This is a genomic window from Acidobacteriota bacterium (assembly GCA_009861545.1).
Lineage (GTDB): Bacteria > Acidobacteriota > Vicinamibacteria > Vicinamibacterales > UBA8438 > WTFV01.
This window is the reverse complement of the sequence record VXME01000067.1, coordinates 163,139-185,600: the sequence shown is the minus strand read 5'-3', so window position 1 is coordinate 185,600 and position 22,462 is coordinate 163,139. Positions and strand designations below refer to the sequence as shown.

15 protein-coding genes are annotated in these 22,462 nt (G+C 70.4%); 10 read left to right on the top strand and 5 right to left on the bottom strand.

The window, feature by feature from the left end; all coding sequences use genetic code 11:
• Positions 1-31 precede the first annotated feature (31 nt).
• From soxC to F4X11_11100, 6 genes are all read left to right on the top strand, one after another.
• Entirely contained in the window at positions 32-1,267 is a 1,236-nt protein-coding gene (soxC, locus tag F4X11_11125; GenBank protein MYN65566.1) for a sulfite dehydrogenase, read from the top strand.
• Complete coding sequence (locus F4X11_11120) at positions 1,260-1,832, top strand: cytochrome c (protein MYN65565.1); 573 nt, start codon at positions 1,260-1,262, stop codon at positions 1,830-1,832. The genes soxC and F4X11_11120 overlap by 8 nt, the downstream gene beginning before the upstream one ends.
• Positions 1,833-1,985: 153 nt before the next feature.
• Positions 1,986-2,897 (top strand): arabinan endo-1,5-alpha-L-arabinosidase, encoded by a 912-nt coding sequence (locus tag F4X11_11115; protein MYN65564.1) that lies wholly within the window; start codon positions 1,986-1,988, stop codon positions 2,895-2,897.
• A 186-nt stretch (positions 2,898-3,083) separates the two neighbouring features.
• A complete protein-coding gene (locus F4X11_11110) occupies positions 3,084-3,701 on the top strand; it encodes a PadR family transcriptional regulator (protein MYN65563.1) in 618 nt (205 codons plus the stop codon).
• A complete protein-coding gene (locus F4X11_11105) occupies positions 3,698-4,447 on the top strand; it encodes a hypothetical protein (GenBank protein MYN65562.1) in 750 nt (249 codons plus the stop codon). Before F4X11_11110 ends, F4X11_11105 begins: the two co-directional genes overlap by 4 nt.
• 79 nt (positions 4,448-4,526) lie before the next feature.
• Positions 4,527-6,926, top strand: coding sequence for an FtsX-like permease family protein (locus tag F4X11_11100; GenBank protein ID MYN65561.1), 2,400 nt, complete (start codon positions 4,527-4,529; stop codon positions 6,924-6,926).
• A gap of 75 nt (positions 6,927-7,001) precedes the next feature.
• Here F4X11_11100 and F4X11_11095 read toward each other — a convergent pair whose 3' ends face one another.
• Positions 7,002-7,229, bottom strand: a complete 228-nt coding sequence (locus F4X11_11095) for a hypothetical protein (protein ID MYN65560.1) — start codon at positions 7,227-7,229, stop codon at positions 7,002-7,004.
• 96 nt (positions 7,230-7,325) lie between these two features.
• On the opposite strand from F4X11_11095, the gene F4X11_11090 reads away from it, so the two are divergent.
• On the top strand, positions 7,326-9,395 hold the full coding sequence (locus tag F4X11_11090) for a carbohydrate binding family 9 domain-containing protein (GenBank protein MYN65559.1): 2,070 nt from the start codon (positions 7,326-7,328) through the stop codon (positions 9,393-9,395).
• A 65-nt stretch (positions 9,396-9,460) separates the two neighbouring features.
• Here F4X11_11090 and F4X11_11085 read toward each other — a convergent pair whose 3' ends face one another.
• Complete coding sequence (locus tag F4X11_11085) at positions 9,461-10,918, bottom strand: methyltransferase domain-containing protein (GenBank protein MYN65558.1); 1,458 nt, start codon at positions 10,916-10,918, stop codon at positions 9,461-9,463.
• On the opposite strand from F4X11_11085, the gene F4X11_11080 reads away from it, so the two are divergent.
• Both F4X11_11080 and F4X11_11075 read left to right on the top strand, forming a co-directional pair.
• Complete coding sequence (locus F4X11_11080; GenBank protein ID MYN65557.1) at positions 10,746-13,664, top strand: hypothetical protein; 2,919 nt, start codon at positions 10,746-10,748, stop codon at positions 13,662-13,664. The genes F4X11_11085 and F4X11_11080 overlap by 173 nt on opposite strands.
• A 206-nt stretch (positions 13,665-13,870) precedes the next feature.
• On the top strand, positions 13,871-14,233 hold the full coding sequence (locus F4X11_11075; GenBank protein MYN65556.1) for a hypothetical protein: 363 nt from the start codon (positions 13,871-13,873) through the stop codon (positions 14,231-14,233).
• A 16-nt stretch (positions 14,234-14,249) separates the two neighbouring features.
• On the opposite strand, the gene F4X11_11070 is transcribed toward F4X11_11075, so the two are convergent.
• The 3 genes from F4X11_11070 to F4X11_11060 form a co-directional block, all read right to left on the bottom strand.
• The gene (locus F4X11_11070; protein MYN65555.1) at positions 14,250-15,800 is read right to left on the bottom strand and encodes a cobyric acid synthase; all 1,551 of its coding nucleotides are present in this window, start codon (positions 15,798-15,800) and stop codon (positions 14,250-14,252) included.
• A gap of 136 nt (positions 15,801-15,936) precedes the next feature.
• Complete coding sequence (locus F4X11_11065; GenBank protein MYN65554.1) at positions 15,937-17,271, bottom strand: DUF1552 domain-containing protein; 1,335 nt, start codon at positions 17,269-17,271, stop codon at positions 15,937-15,939.
• A complete protein-coding gene (locus F4X11_11060; GenBank protein ID MYN65553.1) occupies positions 17,268-19,739 on the bottom strand; it encodes a DUF1592 domain-containing protein in 2,472 nt (823 codons plus the stop codon). Before F4X11_11060 ends, F4X11_11065 begins: the two co-directional genes overlap by 4 nt.
• A gap of 56 nt (positions 19,740-19,795) precedes the next feature.
• Here F4X11_11060 and F4X11_11055 point away from each other — a divergent pair, with 56 nt between their 5' ends.
• The gene (locus tag F4X11_11055) at positions 19,796-22,423 is read left to right on the top strand and encodes a TonB-dependent receptor (protein MYN65552.1); all 2,628 of its coding nucleotides are present in this window, start codon (positions 19,796-19,798) and stop codon (positions 22,421-22,423) included.
• The last annotated feature ends 39 nt before the right edge of the window (positions 22,424-22,462 follow it).

The window sequence follows — 22,462 nt, the reverse complement described above, 5'->3', positions numbered from 1 at the left end:
TGGATCTTCGAGTGCTTGGGAGGAGGACCCGATGCCAGGCGAGCAGACACGAGCCGGATTGGCGCACAGCCGGCGCGGCTTCCTGAAGGCGGCCGCGCTCGGCTCGGCCGCGGCGGTAGTCGCACCGGGGACCGCGGCGGGACAGGGATCGTCCGGCCGGCGGCTCGGGGCCGGCGTGAGCGGCTACGGCGAGCGGTCGAGATTCGAGACGGCGCTGCGCCGCGTGCGCGGGTCGCGCTACGAGCAGGCCGCGGGCAGCCTGACGCCGCTCCAGGATCTCGACGGCGCCATCACCCCGTCGGCGCTGCACTTCGAGCGGCATCACGCCGGGATTCCCGACATCGATCCGTCCGGTCACCGACTGCTGGTCGACGGGCTCGTCGAACGGCCGCTGGTCTTCTCGATGGACGACCTCCGGCGCATGCCGGCGGTCACCCGCGTCCGCTTCGTCGAGTGCTCCGGGAACGGCCGCATCAAGTGGTCGCCGGCCGCGCCGGACACCGACGCGCAGGCGGCGTTCGGCATGACGAGCTGCGGCGAGTGGACGGGGGTGCCGGTGTCGGTGCTGCTCGCCGAGGCGGGGGTGCGGGGCGACGCCGCGTGGCTCGTGGCCGAGGGAGCCGACGCCTGCCGGATGACCCGGAGCGTGCCTCTGGACAAGGCGCTCGACGACACGCTGGTGGCCTACGGGCAGAACGGCGAGGCGTTGCGGCCGGCCCAGGGTTATCCGCTGCGGCTGCTGATCCCGGGCTGGGAGGGCAACATCTCGATCAAGTGGCTGCGCCGGCTGCGAGTCGTCGACCGGTCGTACCTGACCCGCGAAGAGACCGCGAAGTACACCGACCTGATGCCGAACGGCGCGGCGCGGCAGTACACGTTCGTCATGGACGCCAAGTCGGTCATCACCCGGCCCTCCGGCGGGCAGCGGCTCGCCGGTCCCGGCTTCCATCAGATCAGCGGGTTGGCCTGGTCCGGCCGCGGCCGCGTCGCCCGGGTCGAGGTGTCGACCGACGGCGGCCGGTCGTGGGCCGCGGCGCGGCTGCAGGATCCGGTGCTGCCGCTCGCGCATACGCGGTTCCGCTTCGACTGGCGCTGGGACGGCGCGGAGACCGTCCTGGCGTCGCGCTGCATCGACGAGACGGGCGACGTCCAGCCGACCCGCGCGGCGTTGATCGCGGTACGCGGCACGCGGTCCAGTTACCACAACAACGCCATCCAGGGCTGGCGCGTCGCCCGCGACGGCGCCGTGGAGAACGTCGATGTGTAGGGGGGGCGAACCGGGCGCCGCATTCCCCGGACCGACCCGCGCGGCAGTCGGGCTGTTTCTGTGCGCGGTGTTGTGCGTCGCTGGAGCCGGGGCGCAGACACTCGGGCTGGGACGCCCGGCGACGGCGGCGGACATCGCCGGCTGGGGGGCCATCGTGGGACCCGCAGGCGTCGAGCTGCCGCCCGGCGGGGCCACCGCGGCCGCCGGAAGGGCGGTGTACGAGCGCCGTTGCGCCGCGTGTCACGGCCCGACCGGCACGGAGGGGCCGGACGACCGGCTGGCCGGCGGACGGGACTCGCTGGCGACCAACGAGGCGCGCAAGACCGTGGGCAGCTACTGGCCGGCGGCCACGACGCTGTGGGACTACGTGTACCGCGCCATGCCGTTCAACCAGCCCGGATCGCTGACGGCGGACGAAGTGTACGGCGCCGTCGCCTACGTGCTGTTCCTCAACGATCTCGTCGGCGAGGACGATCGGATCGATGCCGCCGCGCTGCCGCGCATCGAGATGCCGAACCGGGACGGGTTCGTGCCCGACCCGCGCCCGGACATCGCCGCCCGGTAGCCGTTGCAGAACACGCCGGGCCCGGCACGCGGCCGGACGGCGAGGAGAGACGTCATGCGTTCGATACAGCGACTATCCCACGGTCTCGCGGTCCTCGCGCCGGCGACGATCGTCCTGCTTGCCGCAGCGCCTCAGCCGGCCGCGGCGCAGACCATCCGCATCGAGCGCCTGCTCGATCGTCCCATCATCGCTCCCGACATGGACGGACGGATGGGGAGCAACATCGCCGGGCCGTCGCTGATTCGCGTGCCCGACTGGGTGGAGAATCCCCTCGGCCGCTACTACCTGTACTTCGCCGATCACCGCGGCATCTACATCCGGCTCGCCTACGCGGACGACCTCGCCGGACCGTGGACGATGCACGAGCCGGGAACGCTGCAGATCGAGCAGTCGCACTTCCCCGCCACCTGCCCGCCCTGCGGCGCCGACTCGCCGAACCCGGCAGGGGCGTACGCGCACATCGCGTCGCCGGACGTGCACGTCGTCGATGAGCGGCAGGAGATCGTGATGTACGTCCACGGGCGGGAGCGCGGCCCCCAGGTCACCCGCGCGGCGGTTTCGAAGGACGGGCTGCACTTCGAAGCGCGTCCGGAGATCCTCGGCCGGCCGTACTTCCGCGCCTTCCCGCACGACGGCTACTGGTATGCGCTGGCCATGCCGGGCGTGATGTACCGCTCGCACGACGGCCTGACCGGCTTCGAGGAGGGACCGAGCCTGTTCAACCCGAACATGCGGCATTCGGCCCTGCTGCAGCGGGGCGACCGGCTGTACGTCTTCTGGACCGAGCGGGGCGACGCGCCGGAGCGGGTGTGGCTGGCGAGCATCGACCTGTCCGGCGACTGGCGGGACTGGAGGGCGACCGGGCGGGTGGAGGTCCTGCGCCCGGAGCGGCCCTGGGAGGGCGCGGACCTGCCGGTGGAGCCGTCCCGCGGCGGCGCCATCAACGTCCCGGTGAACCAGTTGCGCGACCCGGCGATCTTCGAGGAGGACGGCCGCGTCTACTTCCTGTACGCGGTCGCCGGCGAGCGGGGGATCGCGCTCGCCGAAGTGCACCTGGAGCCGTAACCCCTTGCCTGCGGAAGGTCGCCGGCCCCGATGCTCCTGGCCTGGGCCTTCCGCAACGCCGGCTCGATCACCGGATGGCTGTCGGCAATCGTAGCCGATTCGAGGATTGTGGGACGGGCCGCCGACCCCGCTTGACACGCTATGCCTGCCTTTATATAGTTGCTATGTCTGCATTGATATAGCCGCATGAGCCTCGACCACATCCTCCTCGGCCTGCTCCGCGAGCCGGCCACCGGCTACGACCTCAAGAACGCGTTCAGCGAGAGCGTGCGGCACTTCTGGTCCGCCGAGCTGAGCCAGATCTACCCCACCCTCAAGCGCCTGGAGCAGCGGCGGATGCTCCGCAGCCGGCTCGAGCCGTCGCCGAAGGGGCCGAACCGCAAGGTCTACACGCTGACGGAGGAGGGCCGCGCGGAGCTGCTGCGCTGGCTGCGCGGCGGTCCCGCCGTCGGCACGGAGCGGTTCGCCTACCTCGCCCAGCTCTACTTCATGGACGCGGTCGGCGACCTCCACGAGACCCGCGCGTTCATGACGGCGCTCCGCGACCACCTCTCGCGCTGGCTTGCCCAACTGTGGGCGGTGGAGCGGGACGTGATTGCCGCCTACGGCGATGCGCCGGAGCGCTACAGCGACGCGGGGTTCCACCAGTTCGCGGCGCTCCGGATGGGCATTCACTCCATCGGGTCGAAGGTGGCCTGGTGCGACGAGACGCTGGAGGCGATCGACCGCCGCCTGGCAGGTACGCGCGGTGCGGCTTCGGCACCGCACGACGAATCGCTAGAACAGCAGGAGGATCCGGCATGACGACCATCGCGGCCCTGGTGATGAACGCTCTCGTCCTGGCGCACGTCGCCACCGGGTTCGTCGGCCTGGCGGCGTTCTGGATCCCGGTGTTGGCCCGCAAGGGCGGCCGGCTGCACGTGTACGCCGGCAGCGTCTTCACCTACTGCGCCTACGTCGTGACGGTTTCGGCGGTCACCGTGTCGGTGGGGCGGGTCGTCTCCTATCAGGCGCAGGGCATCGCTTTCGCAGACCGGCCCGACCTCTACGGCTTCGCGGTCTTTCTCGGCTATCTCGGGGTGGTGACCTTCGCCACGGTGCGGCACGCGATTCGCGTGGTAGCGACAAGAAAGTCGCCCGAGACGCTCCGAACGCCCTTCCACGAAGCGCTCGCCTGGGCGTCCATCGGCGGCAGCGTCGCCGTCATCGCGTTCGCGCTGGGGGTGTGGTCCGACAGCTCGCCCATCTTGCTGGGGCTGAGCCCCATCGGTCTCTTCACGGGATCGAGCATGCTGCGGCTGATGCGCAACCCGGGGGCGGAGCACATGAGTTGGTTCTACAGCCACCTCGGGTCGATGCTCGGGGGCGGCATTGCCTTCCACACCGCGTTCATCGTCTTCGGGGCGCAGCGCGTGTGGGCTTACGAGCTCGCGGGGCCGCTGGCCATCGTGCCGTGGATCCTGCCGACGGCCGTTGGCATTCCGGCCATAGTCGTCTGGACCCGGTACTACCGGCGGAAGTTCGGGCGTGCGGCGCCGGCCGCGGCCTGACTCTCGAATTTGTCGAGTTCGGCCAAAACTAAAGTTGCCGAACAACCTTTGCGCGGCATCGACGGCACCGGCATGATCGATGGCCGTGCCGGGTGATCTCCGCCGCGCGTTGCGTTCGCTGGCCGGCCGCCGCGCGTTTGCGGCAACCGTCGTGCTGACGCTGGCGCTCGCGTTCAGCATCCCCGCCGTCGTGCTGTCGACGGTGGATCGGCACTTCTGGCGACCGCTCGACCTGGCCGACTCGGAGCGGCTCTTCACGCTGCAGCTGCGGTTCGACGACGGTCGTTTCTCCCCGCTGAGCCATCCCGAGTACCTGCAGTTGCGCGCCGCGGGGGCGCAGGCGTTCTCGCTCGCGACCTTCGGACCGTTCGACTTCACGCTCGTTGCCGGAGGCGCCCCGACCCGGGTGAACGTCGCACTCGTGTCCGGCAACTTCTTCACGGTGCTGGGGGCGGCGCCGGCGCACGGCCGGCTGCTGGCTCCACCCGACGACGACCCGGCCGCCGCCGCGGCCGTGGCCGTCGTGTCCCACCGCGCCTGGACGTCGCAATTCGGCCGGGACCCCGAGCTCGTCGGGCGCACCGTGCGCCTGGGGCCGCAAGCGTTCACGGTCGTCGGCATCGCCGCCAACCCGCTTCCCGGTCCGGCCCACGAGCCGGACTTCTGGGTTCCCGTGTCGGCGTTGTCCCAACTCCTGCCCGACAGCGCCGGCATTCTCCTCGGCCCGGCGGCGCGCTGGCTGCACACGGTGGGAAGGCTGTTCCCGTCCACGTCCCGCGGCGACGCCGCGGTCCTGGCGGCGCTCGCCAAGGCTCGCTTGCCCGCCGACGTGGCCGCCGCCCGGACCGAGGACTGGCGGTTCGTCGCCCGGCCGCTCAATCACGCCCGGCTCGGTCCCGAGTATCACCGGGAGGCCACCCGGTTCCTGACTCTCTTGGTGCTGATCACGGGGATCTTTCTCCTTGCCGCCTGCAGCAACCTGGTCCTGCTGCTGCTGACGCGTGGCGCCGAGCAGGCGCACGAGCTGGCGGTGCGGCGGGCGCTGGGGGCGTCGCGCCTCGCCCTCGTTCGTCCGTTCGCCGCCGAGATGCTGGTACTGGTAGGCGCCGGCGTGCTCGCCGCGTCGATGGCATTGCGATGGGTGGGGCCGGTCGTCTCGACGTTGCCGCAACTGGCGCCGCTGGGGCCGGCCGTATCCCTGGACACGGGCGTTGTGCTCTGGATGCTGGCCGTCGCCGGCGCGGCCTGGGTGATCGTCTGCCTCGGCGTGCTGCTGATGACGGCGGGGCGGCCACCGGCGCTCCCGGCGGCGCCGAATCCCAGGGTGACGGGCCGCGGCGGACGCCAGGCCGCGCTGGTCGCCATGCAGGTCGCGGTGTCCGGTGTCCTGGTGGTCGCCGCGGGGCTTCTGCTGCGCAGCGCCCACGGCGTCGCGTCGACGCCGCCCGGATTCGTCCCGCGGGACATCCTGGTCGCGCAGCTTCACACCGCCGGCTACGCGGCAGCCGAGGGGCATGTCCTCTATCGACGACTCCTCGACGAGTTGCGGACCGGCGGGCTGGTCACCTCGGCGGCGCTCGGGTGGCACACCCCGCTCAGCGTCTTTCAGTTGTCCGTCGCGGTGGAGACCCCGGGGACCTCGATGGAAGTCTCGGGGAACGTGGTCTCCGGGGACTATTTCCGCACGTTGGGCATCGCCGTGCTGGAGGGCCGGGAGTTCACCTCGGAGGATCGTGCCGAGTCCGCGCCCGTCGCGGTGGTCAATCGCACCCTGGCGGAGCGTCTCTGGCCCGGCCGCACGGCAGTCGGGCGCGTGCTCGCGTTTCCGCGGAGCGGCGGGGATCGGACCGTGATCGGCGTGGTGGACGACGTGCGTTACGGCGCGCTGGCGGAACCCGCCCGGCCACTGGCTTACCTCCCGCTCGCGCAGCGGTTCTTCCCGCGCGTGTTCATTCACGCCCGCGCGCCGGCGAATCCGGGCGTCATGCTGCAGCACGTTCGGCGGGTGCTGGCCGACCTCGACCCGGCTGCGCCGTTGAGCGATGTGAGCACCCTGAGCGAGCGCGTCGAGGAATCGCTGGATCGCTGGCGGGCGCCGGCGCTGCTCTCCGGTCTTCTCGCGCTGGTCACGCTGATCCTGGCGATGGCAGGGCTGTACGGCGTCCTGATGTTGGCCGTCGGGCAACGAACCCGCGAGCTGGCGATCCGGGTGGCGCTCGGCGCACGCGAGACCTCCGTACGGCGGATGGTGCTCGGACAGGGGATGCGGCTCGTGGCTGCCGGGGCGCTGGTGGGGCTGGCTGCCGCCGTGCCGCTGATGAGGCTCTTGGCAAGCCAGTTGTACGGGGTCGCACCGCACGACGCCGCGACGCTGGGTGTGAGCCTGGTTGTTCTGCTGGCAGCCGGGGGTCTGGCCTGCGACCTGCCGGCGCGACGAGCGGTGCGTCTCGACACCGCCGCCGCGCTGCGAAACGAGTGACCTGCCGGCGGCCTCCGGACTGGGCACCCGCGGGTCTACAGCTCGTGCCGGCCTGTGCCGCGGGTGCGGTCCGGATCACACGCCGGCGTGTCCGCCGCCGGGCGCGTGCCGCCGCGTGTGGGACACGGGCGCGGCTCTCGCCGGGGACTGCCGCCGCCGCACGCCGTCGATACCGGCGCACCACGGCCGGTCGATCTTCTCCACCGCGACGCGTCGCGTCCAGAACCCGGATGGCGCCCGCCAGTAGACGTAGCACCGCGCCGGTGCGGCCGGCGGATCGGCTGAGGTCAGTATCTTGGACATCGGTAACCTCCCCACGTCCTTCACGGTAGTCCCGGCCGCCAAGTGGTGGGAACTAGGGAAATCCCTAGCAGACCGGGCGGCGTTTGACCGCCGACGGTGCGGGCCGGGATCATTCCGCGGGTGAAGTCCTGGTTCCGGCACACGCCGCGCGCGGCGGCGGTCGCGCTTCTGCTCGCTTCGGCCGTGGCCGGGCCTCGACCTGCGACGGCCGCGGACGAGTTCAGCATCCCGGCCCGGCGCGCCGCACAGCCGCCCGACATCGACGGCCACGTCACCGAGCGCGAATGGCAGGGCGCGGCGCGGGCCGAGCACTTCCTGCAGTTCCAGCCGCAGAGGGGCGCGCCCGCCGAGCTGCCTACGGTGGTCCACGTCCTCTACGACGACGAGTTCCTCTACGCGGGATTTCAGGCCTGGGATCCCGAGCCCCCGCTGTCCCAGATGATCGAACGCGACGACCCGATCTGGAACGACGACTCGGTGCAGATCTTCCTGGATACCTTTCACGACCGGCGGACCGGCTACTACTTCATGGTGAACGGGCTCGGGACGCAGGCCGACGGCCGCATCGCCGAGGACGGCGGCAGCAGCGACGGCGCCTGGGACGCGCCGTGGCGCTCGCGGGCGCAGCGCACCGACTACGGCTGGTCGGCCGAGATCGCGATCCCCCTGACGTCGATCCAGTACCGGGCGGGCGACGACGTGACCTGGGGCATCAACTTCGGCCGCAGCCGGCGCCGATCCCTGGAGCGCACCTTCTGGGCCGGGCCGGTCGACTACTGGGCGCGGCTGTCGATGGCGGGCACGCTGGTCGGACTCGACGTCCCGCGGCAGTCGCGCCGCCACCAGGTGATTCCGTACGCCCTCTCCCGCGCCCAGGAGCGCGAGTCCCCGCTCGGGGCCGTCGGACTGCACGTGCGCTACGCCGTCACGCCGCACCTGTCCGCCTACGGCACGGTCAACCCCGACTTCGCGACGATCGAGGCGGACCAGGAGCTGGTCAACCTGACGCGGTTCGAGGTCTCGCTCGCCGAGAAACGGCAGTTCTTTCTCGAGGGCGGCGAGCTCTTCAACCAGCGCATCCGGACCTTCTACTCGCGCCGCATCGCGGATATAGAGGGCGGCGGCAAGCTCCTCGGCAAGCAGGGTCCGTGGGCCATGCACGTGCTGGCGACGCGGGCCGACCCGTTGGCCGCCGGCAGCAGCGCCGGCTACGCGGTGGCGCGGGTGCAGCGGGACGTGGCGGCGCGATCGAACATCGGCGTCCTGCTATCCAACCGGACGCTGGAGGGCCTGAACCAGGGCTCGGTCGGCGGCGACGCCAGCCTGTACTTCACGGAGAACTGGGGCTTGACCGGCCAGTTCGTCCACAGCTACGGGCAGTACTCCCAGGGGTCCGGCGCGTTCTTCGTCCGCCCTTCCTACGATTCCGCGACCGCCCATTTCCACGTCGGCTACACGCACCTGGGCGACCGCCTCGCCGACAACGTCAACGCGATCGGCTTCATCGTCGACGACGACCGGCGGGAGGTGGACGCGGCCCTCAACAAGACCCTGTGGCTGCCCGCAGGACGGGTCGAACGCATCCAGTACGACTCCGCCTACGACGTCTACTGGGGACAGACGGGAATCCTCCGGAGCTGGCAGATGGACGAGTCGATCTCCGTGGATTTCCGCAACCGCTGGACGACGACGGCGCGGCACACCGAAGAGTTCAAGCGCTTCGAGCGGGACTTCCGCAACCGGCAGGCCGGCGTCGAGATCGGCTACAACACGCGGTCCTACCAGTCCTTCCGCGGCGGCGTGTCGACCGGACGCAACTTCGACGCGGACTTCGTGCTCGCCAGCGCCGTCGCGCAGTACAAGCTCACCGACCGGACCTCGACCGAGTACGAGCTCCAGCGGCTGACGCTCGATCCGGACCCCGGCGGCGGCACCTGGATCCACGTGGTCCGCGCCAGCCGGTTCTTCACGCCCGACCTGTTCCTGCGCGTGTTCCTGCAGACCAACTCGGTCATCGACCGCCGCAACGTGCAGGCGGTCTTCGTCTACCGTTATCGCCCGCCGTTCGGGACCATCCAGGTCGCCTACCAGCGCGGCACGGCGGCGTTCGGCCAGCGCTCCGACCAGGGCCACACGCTGTTCCTGAAGGTCACGACCGTACTCTGATTGGAGGAAGCCATGACCCGAAGCATCCCATCGACCGCATTCTCGACGACGGCGACGAGGTGACGCTAGCGGCCGCGCGTCTTCAACTGGTACCAGACGCGCAGGCCCTGGTCGCGCAGCCGGCCGAACACCTGCTCGCGATCCGCCCACACGCGGCGGCGGGTGACGTCGACGCCGACCCGGTCGACGAAGATCAGGGCGAAGGCGGCGGCGTATTGCGCCGGCAGCATCGGTCCGGCGATGTGCGGCGCCATCTCCGCGTAATCGGCGTCGCCATCGACGATCCAGACGGCGGCCTGTTCCATCACCGGCGTGCGCGGCGGGTAGAGCAAGGGCGAGTTCGAGACGGTGTACGTTCCCGCCTGGATCTCCAGCAGGAGATCCTCGATGACCGGCGCGGTCGACGGCGGCCGGACGGCGAGCCGGTCGCCGGTCCCCGGCGGTTCCAGGCCGCGCTGCCGGCCGACCGCGCGGAGCGTCCACTCGCGCCAGCCGTCGTCGTCGAGCACCACCCAGCCGTCGCGGCGGGCAATCATGTCGCGTGCGTCCTCGGCATCGAAGTAGGTGGCTGCCGGCGACGTGATGACGATGGGATCGTTGCCGGTGCGGCGAATGCGCAGGGTCACGGCTTCCACGCCGGCGCCGCGGGCCTCGACCTCCACGAGACCGGAATCGATGGCGTCGACCAGGTCGTGGTCGGCGAGCACCGCCCCGCCGCCTGCATCGCTTCCGGCAGCGGCACCCGCCGCCGCCCTTCCCGCGGCGGCGACGCCTGCTGCCCCGTTGTCGGCCGCGCGGAAGAAGAACAGGTGCTGGCTCGGCAGGAAGTCGTGCAACGCGACCAGCTCGAAACCGGCCGCTTTCCATTCCAGCAGCACCTGCCGCACCGACATCGCGTGGTCCGCCTTGATCTGGTCGCCGGTCCCGTCCTCCACGCGGTACTCGATCAGCGCGACCCGGCCGCGGGGCGCGAGCGCACGCCGGATACCGGCCAGCATCGGCTCGGGATCGGACATCTCGTGGTAGACGTCGGCGATGATGATCCAGTCGAACGCGCCGGCCGGCAGCCTCAGGTCGGTCGGCGTGCCGAGAACCGCCTCGATGCCGGTCACCCCCTCGTCCGCCGCCCGCTGCCGCATGATGTCGAGCATCTCGGGCTGGATGTCCTGGCAATACACCCTGCCGCCCGGCTGCACCCGCCGTGCCATGCGCCGCGCGTAGTAGCCCGAGCCGCACCCGACATCGGCGACGACATCGCCCGGGGCCAGGCCCATCGTGTCGAGGACGCGCTCGGGCTGCTCCTGCTCGACGCGCTCGGGCCGCTCGAGCCAGTCGGCGCCGAGGTAGCTCATGAACTCGGCCGGCACGCGGTGCCGTGCCGCTCGCTCGTCCTGGGCGAGGGCCGGAGCGGCGAGCCAGCCGGCGGCCAGATACGCAATCACGACGCCGACACGGGCTGTCCACCACGGGGTGCGTCTCGTCAAAATCGGCCTCCAGGTCGCATGGTATCCTGCCTTGCTCATCCGTCGACGGGATTCCACAGCAGGAAAGCTCAAGATGCCAATCCGCCTGCTCGCGGTCGTCGCGTTGCTCTTCGTCCTTCCCGCCACGGCCGGTGCACAGGCCGTGCCGACGCCCGCGCAGTACTTCGGGTTCGAGATCGGCGCCGACAGCGAGCTGGCCCGGTACCCGAAGGTGCTCGAGTACCTGCAGCTCCTGGCGGATCGCACGGACCGGGTGGAGTACGAGCACCGCGGGACGACTACCGACGGCAATCCGTACGTGCTGGCGAGGTTCAGCTCACGCGAGAACCTCGATCGCCTCGACCGGCTGATCGAGATCAACCACCGGCTGGCCGACCCGCGGGGGCTGTCGGAAGGTCGGGCGCGGGCGCTGGCGCGGGAGGGCGTTCCGTTCTATTTCCTGTACGCCATGATTCATTCGACCGAGGTCGGCACCGGGCAGACCGTCATCAACATCGCCCATCGGCTGGCGACCGAGGAGTCGCCGGAGATTCGCGAGATTCTCGACAACACCGTCGTGCTGCTGGTGCCGTCGCAGAACCCGGACGGCCAGATCCTCGTGGAGGACCACTGGTACGCCACCGAGAACACCCGTCTCAACCGGGTCTATCCCGACCTCTACCAGCGCTATACCGGCCACGACGACAACCGCGACTGGTTCATGTTCACGCAGAAGGAGACGCGGCTCGCCATCGACATCCACCGGGACTACAGGCCGCAGATCACGCACGACATGCACCAGATGGGTCCGCGCGGCGCGCGGATGTTCGTTCCGCCGTACAAGGATCCCCACGACCCGAACATCCATCCCCTCCTGCTGGAGGGGCAGGCGCAGATCGGCCGGGCGATGGCGTCGGCGCTGATCGCCGAGGGCAAGAAGGGGATCATCTCCAGCGACCAGTACGACCTGTGGACGCCGGCGCGCCAGTACATGGTCTATCACGGCCAGCCGCGCATTCTGACCGAGATCGCCAGCGCCAACCTCGCCGATCCCTACGTCAACCCGCGGGGCCCCGGCCGGCCGTTGGGCCCGCAGGAGGTGCGGACCAACTTCCCCGTGCCGTACGACTCGCCCGTATGGCGCCTGCGCGACATCGTCGAATACGGCGAGATTGCGACCTTCGCCGCGCTCGAGAACATGGCGACGTACCGCACGCGCTGGATGGAGAACTTCCACCGCGTGCACCGCGACTGGGTCGACCGCGACGAGGCGCCCTACGCGTTCGTCGTGCCGGCGGTCCAGCGGGACCCGTTCGCCGCCTACGAGTTGCTGGACATCCTCCACTTCGGCGAGGTCGAAATCCACCGGGCGCGGTCGGCGTTCAGCGCCGGCGGCAAGGACTACCCGGCCGGGTCGTGGGTGATCCGGCTCGCGCAGCCGTACGGCGCCTTCGCCAAGACGATGCTCGAGAAGCAGGTCTATCCCGATCTGCGCCACTACCCGGGCGGACCGCCCATCCCGCCCTACGACGTCACGGGGCACACGCTCGGCATGCTGATGGGCGTCGACGTCGACCAGGTCGACGAGCCGGTCGCTGCCGACCTGACGTTGCTGGAGACCATCGAGCCGCGGCGGACCCCGCTGCCCGCGCGGCCGGACTGGGGCTATGCCGTCCCGCCCTCGTCGAACGCCGGCTTTCTGGCCGCGGCGCGGCTGCAGGCGGCGGGGATTCCCGTGTACCGGGCTGCCGGCCGGTTCGAGTCGAACGCCCGCGAGCACGCGCCGGGCACGTGGCTGGTACCACCCGCGGACGATGCCGAGCGGATCCTCGAGCAGGTGGCGGAAGAGACCGGCCTCGTCGTGACGGCGGTCGACCGTGCACCCCGCGTGGACGGCCATCGCCTGCGCGAGCCGACGCGCGTCGGACTCTGGCGGGTCGCCAACAACATGCCGGGCGGCTGGATGATGTGGCTGTTCGAGCAGTACGAGCTCGATCACGCGGTGGTCTCGTCCCTGGACTTCGAGGGCGATCTCGCGGACCGGTACGACGTCATCGTGCTTCCCTCCGGCACCAGCCGCACGCGGATCATCCGGGGGTTGAGCCCGGACCGGCACGACGAGTCCTGGCGCTGGGCGTACGGGGTGGGTCAAGCGGGCTGGCGCAAGCTGCGCCGGTGGGTGGAGGAGGACGGCGGAACGCTGATCGCCCTCGGCTCGGCCGTCGCCGCCGCCCGGCGACTGCTGGACCTGCCGATCGAGCCGGTGTTGCCGGCCCGCGGCCTGCCCGCCCGCTACGGCAACCGCGGGGGCCCGACTCGCATTACGCTCGGCGAGGTCGAACGGCGGTTGCGGGATGTCTTCCGCAGTTCCGCGGAGCTCTCCCGGACCCTGCGCAGCCGGGTCGTCGATCCGACGTCGCTCTTCTTCTCGCCCGGCACCCTGCTCAAGCAGGAGTACAACCCGCGGCATCCGGTCGGCTACGGCATGCCGGAAACCTGGCCGGTCTTCTTCCGGTTCGATCAGGCCTACCAGCTCCTGCCCGGCTTCGACATCCCGGCCGAGGTGGTCTCGCGCTATCCCGACGACGACGACATGGTGGCGAGCGGCTGGCTGCTGGGCGACGAGTTCCTGCGCGAGCGGGCGAATGTCGTCGCCTTCGAGGTGGGCCGCGGCACGGCCGTCACGATGGGCAGCCAGATCGCCTTCCGCACCCAGACCCGGGCGACGTTCAAGCTCCTATTCAATGCCATCTTCCATGGCCCTTCCGAGCCGGTGACGGCCGTGGAGCTCGCGACGCTGCAATAGCGCGACCTTGCGGCCGCGGTGCGGCCCTGCGGGTCGCATCGGGAGTCTCGCGGGCACCAAGCCGCCACCGCTCCACGGTCTTGCGCTATAGTGGAATGAGCGGCGGTTCCGTCGCCCCGCTCCCGGAAACCCCCATGCCGCGCACCGGGCGCGCCCTGGCCTCGTTTGTGCCGACGCCGCGCCGTGCGTGAGGTGGAGGGCTGACGATGAACCTGGAAATCCTGTCGGTCGTGTTGACTGGTGCCGCCGTGCTGCTCGGTGTCTGGCGCATCCACGCGAGCTACGAGAGGCGGAACGATGCCGCGCATGCGGAGCTGGGGAAGCGCATCGACACCACGCATGCGGAGTTGGGAAAGCGCATCGACACCACGCGGGCGGAGTTGGGAAAGCGCATCGACACCACGCATGCGGAGCTGGGGAAGCGCATCGACGACACGCGGGAAGAGCTCAATCAGCGTATCGACGCCACGCGGGCGGAGCTCGGCGGCCGCATGGACATGCTGAACCAGCGCATGGACACGTTGCTGCAGTTGCTTGCACGTCCCGGCGCATCCCCGGCCGACCCGTGAGAGTGGTCGCCTGCCGTCACGAGATTGGAGTACGTGCCGCGGCGAGTAGCGCCTCCGTGTCGAGCATCGTGGAGAGATCGGTTGCGATGTCGTCGAGCGCGCGGTCTATCGTGACGTCGTAGCGCCAGGACGTGTCGGTCCCGCTCCCCGCGCGGGCGAGCCATGACCGGCGCCAGGCGTCGTTGGCGAACAGGCCGTGCAGACAGGTTCCCTCCACGCGACCGCTCTCGTCGCGCGCTCCCTCGGCGCCGGTGTCGAGATGCAGCATCGGCCGCGCGAGATCCGGCCCCTCGGCGCGGCCCATGTGGATCTCGTACCCGGACACCGGCTCGCCGCCGAGCGCACAGCGTCCCCGCACCCGGCGTACAATCTTGTCGCCTGCCATCGTGCTCTCGACATCCAGCAGACCGAGGCCGTCGGCCGTGCCGGCCGGACCGTCCACGCCCTCCGGATCCCGAACGCGGCGGCCCAGCATCTGATAGCCGCCGCACACGCCGAGGAGGCGCCCGCCACTGCGGGCATGCGCGATGGTGTCGTGATCCCACCCTTGGGCGCGCAGGAATGCGAGCTCGCCGACCGTCGACTTCGTGCCGAACAACACCACGACGTCCGCGTCGCGTGGTAGGGGAAGGCCGGGCGGCACGAAACGGAAGTCGACGCCGGGGTCGAGACGCAACGGGTCGGCGTCGTCGAAGTTGGCCATGCGCGACAGCTTCGGCGCGACGATGCGCAGGAGCCCGGCGGACGCGTCGCGAGGAACACCCTCGCCAGCACGGGGCGCGCCACGCCGCCGCATGCCGGTTCCTCGACCGTCGGCGGTCTCGCGTAAGGCGTCCAGCGGAACGGACGCGGAATCCTCGGCCGGCAGACTTCCGGCGGCGGGCAGCCAGTGGACCAAGCCGAAGCATCGCCATCCGGTGCGGCGCTCGATGAACGCCAAGCCGTCGGCGAACAGGGCCGGGTCGCCCCGGAACCGGTTCACCACGAATCCCACGATCAGGTCGGCGTCCTCCGGATCCAGCACGGCCTGCGTGCCGACGAGGGAAGCGATCACCCCGCCGCGATCGATGTCGCCAACCAGACAGACCGGCACCCCGGCGGCGCGCGCGAAGCCCATGTTGGCGATATCGTTCGGCCGCAGGTTCACCTCCGCGGGACTGCCTGCCCCTTCGACCAGGATGAGCTCGTAGTCGGCGGTCAGGCGTTGGAAGCTCTCCAGGACGGATGCCCGGAGCCGGGCGCGCACCGCCGGGTATTCCTTCGCGTCCCAGGTGCCCAGGACACGCCCCTGCAACACGACCTGCGCGCCGCGGTCGGTCTGCGGCTTCAGGAGCACGGGGTTGAAGTCGCGCCGCGGTTCCAGTCCGGCGGCTCGGGCCTGGAGGGCCTGCGCGCGCCCGATCTCGCCGCCGTCGACGCAGACCGCCGCGTTGTTGGACATGTTCTGCGGCTTGAACGGCGCGACGCGGATGCCGCGCCGGCGGGCGAGCCGGCACAGTCCCGCGACGAGGAGGGACTTGCCGACGCTGGAGCCGGTGCCCTGGATCATCAGGGCGCGCGCGGTCATGGAGAGAGACTCCCGGCGAGAGCGGATGGGCGTATCCGGAACGCAAGAAGGGCCGGCGCCCCCGAGGAGCACCGGCCCTGGATGTCGCGTCGGACGGGCCTGACTGGAAGTCTACGCCGTTCTGCGGCGCAGACTCCTAGAGGGCGGCGAGCGGGTCGAGCCGCAGCTTGCCGGTGGCGTGGCCGAGCGACTCGACCGGTACGCCCAGCTTGTCGAGCAGCGTGACGTGCAGGTTGGCCAGCGGCGTGTCCGGCGAGTACTTGATGTGACGGCCGCCGGTTCCCGCGCCGCGTCCCGCGAGCAGGATCGGCAGGTTCTGCGAGCCGTGCGTGTTGCTGTCGGCCATGCCGGCGCCGTAGACGATCATCGAGTGGTCGAGCAGCGTCCCGTCGCCGTCCGGAGTCGACTTCAGCCGCTCCAGGAACTGCGAGAAGAGCTGCACGTGGTACTGGTTGATCTTGGTCAGCTTCGCCAGCTTGGCAGGGTCGCGCTGGTGGTGCGAGATCGGGTGGTGCGCGTCGGGCACCCCGATCTCGGCGTACGTCCGGCCGGTGATCTCGCGGCCCATCATGAAAGTGGTCACGCGGGTCAGGTCGGTTTCGAAGGCCAGCGCCTGCAGGTCGAACATCAGCCTGGCGTGCTCGCCCAGGGTCCCCGGGACGCCGGCCGGCTGATCGACCACCGGCAGCTCGCGGTCGCTCTGCGACTCGGCCATCTGGATTCGCCGCTCGACGTCGCGGACGGCGTCGAGATACTGCCCCAGCTTGGCGCGGTCGCCCGGTCCGATCTGCCGCGCGAGATCGCCGGCCCGCTCGGTCACCGAATCGAGGAGGCTGGCGTCCTTGCGGAGCCGCGCCCGGCGGACGGCCGGGTCGGTGCTGCCGGTGTCGCCGAAGAGCCGCTCGAAGATGACTCGCGGGTTGTTCTCCATCGGCAGCGGCGTCGTATCGTTGGCCCACGCGATCGTGTTCGTGTAGGCGCAACTGAAGCCGTCGTCGCAGGATCCGGCGAAGTCGCGGCCGTCGATGGCCAGCTCCAGGGTGGCGAGCTGCGTCTCGCGCCCGAGGACGCGCCCGGCGATCTGGTCCGCCGAGACCGCCGCCAGCAGGTCCGAGCCGTTGTCCGGCTTCGAGGGCACGCCGGTCAGGAACCGCGTCGAGGAGCGGGCGTGGGGGCCCTCGCTGTCGACGCCGTGCATGCCCGACAGGACCTGGACGTAGGAGCGGAACGGCTCCAGCGGCTTCATGACCGTCGGGAACTCGAAACCAAGACCCTCGGTCTTCGGCGTCCAGTGGTTCATCATCATCCCGTTCGGGACGTAGACGACGCCGTAGCGCTTGATCGGGGCCGCCGCGGTGTTGCGCATCGCCGCGGCCGCCGGGACCATGCCGTCGAGCAACGGCAGCGCGAGCGAGGCGCCCAGACCGCGCAGCACGGTACGGCGGGGAATCGCCTTCCTGGTGATGATCATGATTCTGACCTCCGCATGCGGAACGGCGTGCTCTGCACGATTCCGGTGATGATTGACGACCAGCTGTAGTTCTCAGAGGCGGCCGAACGGGTGATGGCGCGTACGGTGGGCCGGTCGTAGTACTCCGGCCCCCGCCCGAGCGCATACGCGAGGAGCTTCTCCGTGAAGGTGCCCATGAACTGCTCGCGCCGCTCGAGGAGCAGCGAGCGCAGGCCGGTCGGGCCCTCGAACGCGGTGCCGTCGGGCAGGTTGCCGGACGCATCGATCGGCAGGTTCGCCTCGCCGGTCTCGCGCCACTTGCCCACCGCGTCGTAGTTCTCCAGGGCCAGCCCGAGCGGGTCCATCGGCGCGTGGCAGACCGAGCAGGCGGGGCTTTCGCGGTGCCGCTGCAAGCGGTCCCGAACGGTGGCGGCGCGGCCGTCCTCGCCCCGGTCGGGCAGATCCGGCACGTCGGCGGGCGGCGCTGGCGGCGGCGTCCCGAGAATGTTCGCCAGCACCCACTTGCCGCGCAGCACCGGCGACGTCCGGTTGGGATACGACGTCACGGTCAGCAGGCTGCCGTGGCCGAAGATGCCGCCGCGGCGCTCGGCCACGTCGGGCGGCAACGTCACGCGCCGGAACTGGCTGCCGTACACGCTCGGGATGCCGTAGTGCTCGGCGAGCCGCTCGTTGACGTAGGTGTAGTCGGCGCCCAGCAGGTCGAGGACGCTGCGGTCCTCGCGGATGAGGCTCTCGAAGAACAGCTCCGTCTCCTGCAGGAAGGCGTCGCGCAGGTTCTCGTCGAACTCGGGGAACACCACCGCGTCCGGCACCACGCCGCGCAGGTTGCGCAGGTAGAGCCACTGCCCGGCGAAGTTGCGAACCAGCTCCTTCGAGCGCGGGTCGGCGAGCATCCGCCGCGCCTGCTGCGCCAGGACCTCCGGGTCGCTGAGCCGGCCCTGCTCGGCGAGGTCGAGCAGCTCGTCGTCCGGTCCGCTGGACCAGAGGAAGTACGACAGCCGCGACGCCAGCGCGGTGTCGTTCAGCGCGTAGGAGGCGCCCGGCCGGATGTCGATCGGATCGCGCTCGACCCGGAAGAGGAAGTCCGGCGAGATGAGCACGCGCTCGAGGGCGAGCTGGATGCCCGAGTCGAAGCTGCCGCCGTCGCGCCCCGCCCGGTAGAAGTCCATCAGGGTCGCGACATCTTCCGCCTCCAGCGTCCGCCGGTAGGCGCGGCGCGCCAGCGACGACAGGATTTCCTGGGCGCAGGCTTCCTCGTCCGCCGTCGCGTCACTGACCGGCCGGCAGGTGAACAGCGCCTGCCGCGCCGGGGTCTCGCCCGGTCCCGTGCTGACGTACGGCCCGCCGACCGCGACGTGCTCGACCGCGGCGTTGCCGTCGCGCATCTCGTTGACGGCGACCGCGAAGATGCTCTGGCGCGGCTGCAGCACCCCTTCCGGCTCCGTGAACCGGCGGACGAACGCCACGCTGACCACGTGCGGCCCCGCCGTCGCCTGGAACCGCGCGCGCATGTTGGCGTCGGCGTAGAGCATGTACTCTTCCCACGCCGGGTCGCCGAACTGGTTCCCGCCGTAGCTGGCCGGCGCCTGGATACCCTCGGGCTCCTCGCCGCCGAACACGAACGAGCGCACGAGCTGGCCGTCCAGCCGGACCTCCAGCTCGTGGCGCGAGCCCATGCCGCGCACGTAGTTCACGTAGTTGCGGTGCAGCCGGATCTCGACGTCGTACTCGCCGTCGACCGGAAAGTAGTGGCGGATGCCGATGCCGCCCCGCGAGCCGAACGGCACGTCGTCGCCCATCCGATCGTCCTGCATCAGGAGAATCGGCACGTCGTAGGTATCGGTGGCCGGTCCGAGCGGCGTCTCACCCACTGCCAGGCGGCCAATCTTGCGCGCCGCCGAGAGATAACGCTCCATCAGCGCGGGCGACACGGTCAGGATGTCCGCCATGTTGTCGAAGCCGTACTCGTCGAAGTCGTCGGCCGGCAGCAGCTCGGCCACGTCGACGTCGAGCGCCAGCAGATCGCGGATGGCGTTGCCGTACTCGGCGCGGTTCAGGCGGTGGAACGCCTCGGTGCGTCCCGGATTCGGCCCCGCGGCGGCCAACCGGTCGATCTCGGTCTCGAGCCAGCCGGCCAGCGTGTCGTAGGTCTCCGCGGCGGGACGCGGCCGGCCGACAGGCGGCATCGTCCGCGTCCGGAGCTTGGTGATGACCTTTTCCCACGTCTCGGCGTGGGCGCCGACCTCCGAGAGGTCGAGGCCGGTCAGGACGAGTCCGGCGGTCTGCAGCCGGTCGTTGTGGCACGTGGCGCAGTACCGGCCGATGGTCTGCTGCAGCAGCGCCTCGCCCTCACCGGCGGGTCCCGCTTGCGCGCCGGCCCCTTCGGCGGACGCCGACAGGGGAAACAGCGCGGCAAACGCGGCCGCGACTACGAACGCAGACAACGACGGCACGCGAGCGTGAGACATCGTCCGTCGGCTCCCTCCGACCGCTGATTGACGTGTACGTCCGTATAGCTTGTCCGATGCCGGATCGCGTGTCAATCTACCTCTACATGACAGGGAATGCGATCCATCGGTTCGTCGCTGCAGCCGCGATGGTGCTGCTGCCGTCGCTGTCGTCCGGACAGTCCGCCGGTGCAATCGACGGCACGGTGGCCGACGCGGCGGGCGGCGCCCTGCCCGGCGTCGTGGTGACGGCAACGGGCGACGCGGGGCAGCGTGAGAGCGTGACCGACGCGACGGGTGGCTTCGTCTTCGCCGCGCTGCCAGCGGGTGAGTACATCGTCACGGCCGCGCTGCCCGGTTTCGCCGCGGCCGAGATCGCGGTCACCGTGCAGGCCGACGCCACCGAGACGGTCTCTCTCGTGCTGGAGATCGAGCGGTTGCTCGAGACGGTCAGCGTCGTCGCCGAGGAGCCCCGCATCTTCGCACGCAACGTCGTCGCCGAGCCGATGATGATGCAACAGTCGAACATCACCGCGGTGACGTCGGTGGTGGACAACCTCCCCGGGGTGTCCGTCCAGGAGGGGGACGCGTACGGGTTCGACGACTGGTCGAGCAACGTCGCCATGCGCGGCTTCCAGGTAACCCTCACCGAAGTGCAGATCGGGACAACCATCGACGGTTTCCCGAACGGCACGTCGGACTACTGGGGCGGCGCCAAGGCGAACCGCTTCATCGACCCGATGAACCTCGGCGGCGTCGAGGTGTCGCAGGGCACGGCCGACATCGCCTCCCGGTCGGTCGAGGCGCTGGGCGGCACGTTCGAGTACCTGACGGACGATCCGGCGGCGGAGCGAAGCTACACCGCGTCGACCACGCTCGGCGAGAACGAGGGGCAGCGATTCGCGATGCGGGTCGACACCGGACCGCTGTTCGGCCGCGACACGCGGGCGTGGATCGCCGCCGTCCGTCAGGAGGCGACCGACTGGGTCGAAGGTTCCGCGCGGAACGAGCGGGAGCACGTCGCGGCGAAGCTCGTGTCGTCGCACGGACGCCTCGACCTCACCAGCTACGTCTCGTACGACAGCATTCACGAGGACGTCTACCAGCGGCTCTACAGCGAGGCCGACTTCCGGGCCAACCCGCGCTGGGACCGCCTGGTCGGCGAGTGGCCCGGCGTGCCGTACCTGAACCAGTTCTACCGGCCGGGCTGGCAGACGCGGCGGAACAACACGTTCGGCTACCTGAAGGCGGACTGGTCGTTCAGCGACGTGACCTCGCTGAGCCTGGGGGGCTATTTTCACCGCAACCGAGGCCGCGGCGACTGGCTGCCTCCCTTCATCGCCGATGTCACCGACGACCACGGCGGCCCGGAATCGGAGTTGATGGGCGGGGCGCCCGTCCAGGGCGGCTCGCAACTCGGGTTGATCCGCTTCGTGAGCCCCGACGGCGCCGCCGTCGGACCGATGGCCGGGTGTACGTCGTCCTACATTTTCAACTACTACGGCTCGGGCGGCCCTGCCGTCGACCCGGCTTGCCACCCGGGCGCCACCGCGGTGCAGTCGTACCGCCACAGCCACTATGGGAAGGACCGCGTCGGGGTGACGCTCGACGAGGAGTGGTTCGCCACCGTCGGGGCCGCGGGCAGCGCCTTGCGCGCAGGCATCTGGTACGAGAACACCCGGCGGGATCTGGGCCGGGACTGGCACCAGATTCTGGACCCGACGCTCAGCTTCAACTGGAACGAGCAGCCCTACTGGCAGCAGTACGACTGGCAGTTCCCGCAGCACGTCTTCAAGTGGTACGTGGAGGAGACGATCTTCGCCGGGCCGTTCGCCCTGAGCGGCGGCGTCAAGCAGTACCTGGTCGGCGTGTCGCGCGAGGATCTGTTCAACGTGGATCCGAGGCTGGAGGTCGATTCGGATTCCGACCTGCTCTTCTCCGGCGGCGTGACGTACGAGACGCCGGTCGAGGGTCTGGACCTGTTCGCGGGCTATGCCGAGAATTTCAAGGCAATCAGCGCCACGCTGCTTGAAGTGCCGGGCCGGAGCCTGGATATGCTCGAGCCCGAGACGGCCTCGAATATCGATGTCGGGCTGCAGTATGCCGCGGATCGGCTCGCACTGGGAGCCACGTGGTACACGATTGATTTCGAGAACCGGATCTTCTACCTCGGCCCGCAGACGGCGGCCGGTCCCAACTACCTCATCCCGGGCGGCGGCGCCTATTTCAACGCGGGTGGCATCGACACGAGCGGGGTCGAGCTGTCGGCGACGGTGCAGATGCCGCGCGGCACCTCGTTCTACACGGCCTACACGTTCAACGACTCGGAGTACCTCGGCAGCGGCGATCCGCTCGTCGACGCGAACCAGGGCATCGTGGCGGGGGCCGACGTCACCGGCGTGCCGGATCGGATGTGGGTCGTCTCGCTCGACCGCAGCGGTCCGCTCGGGGCGGGCCTGACCGCCAAGTACACGTCGCCGCGGCGCGTCAGCCTGCTGGCGGACTGGTACGCGGATGCCTATTGGCTGGTGGATGCCTACATCAGCTTCTCGGGCGAGGCGGTGAGCGATCTGCTCCGGTCGGCGGAGTTCTCGATCGTGGCGAACAACCTGTTCGACAAGGCGTACCTGTCGGCCATCACCGAGAACGCCGCCTGGCTCGGCGCGCCGCGGACGATCTCGATGACCGCGACCGTCTCGTTCTGACGATCCGGCGCCGTGCGCCGCTCCACGGCCGGGCGTCGC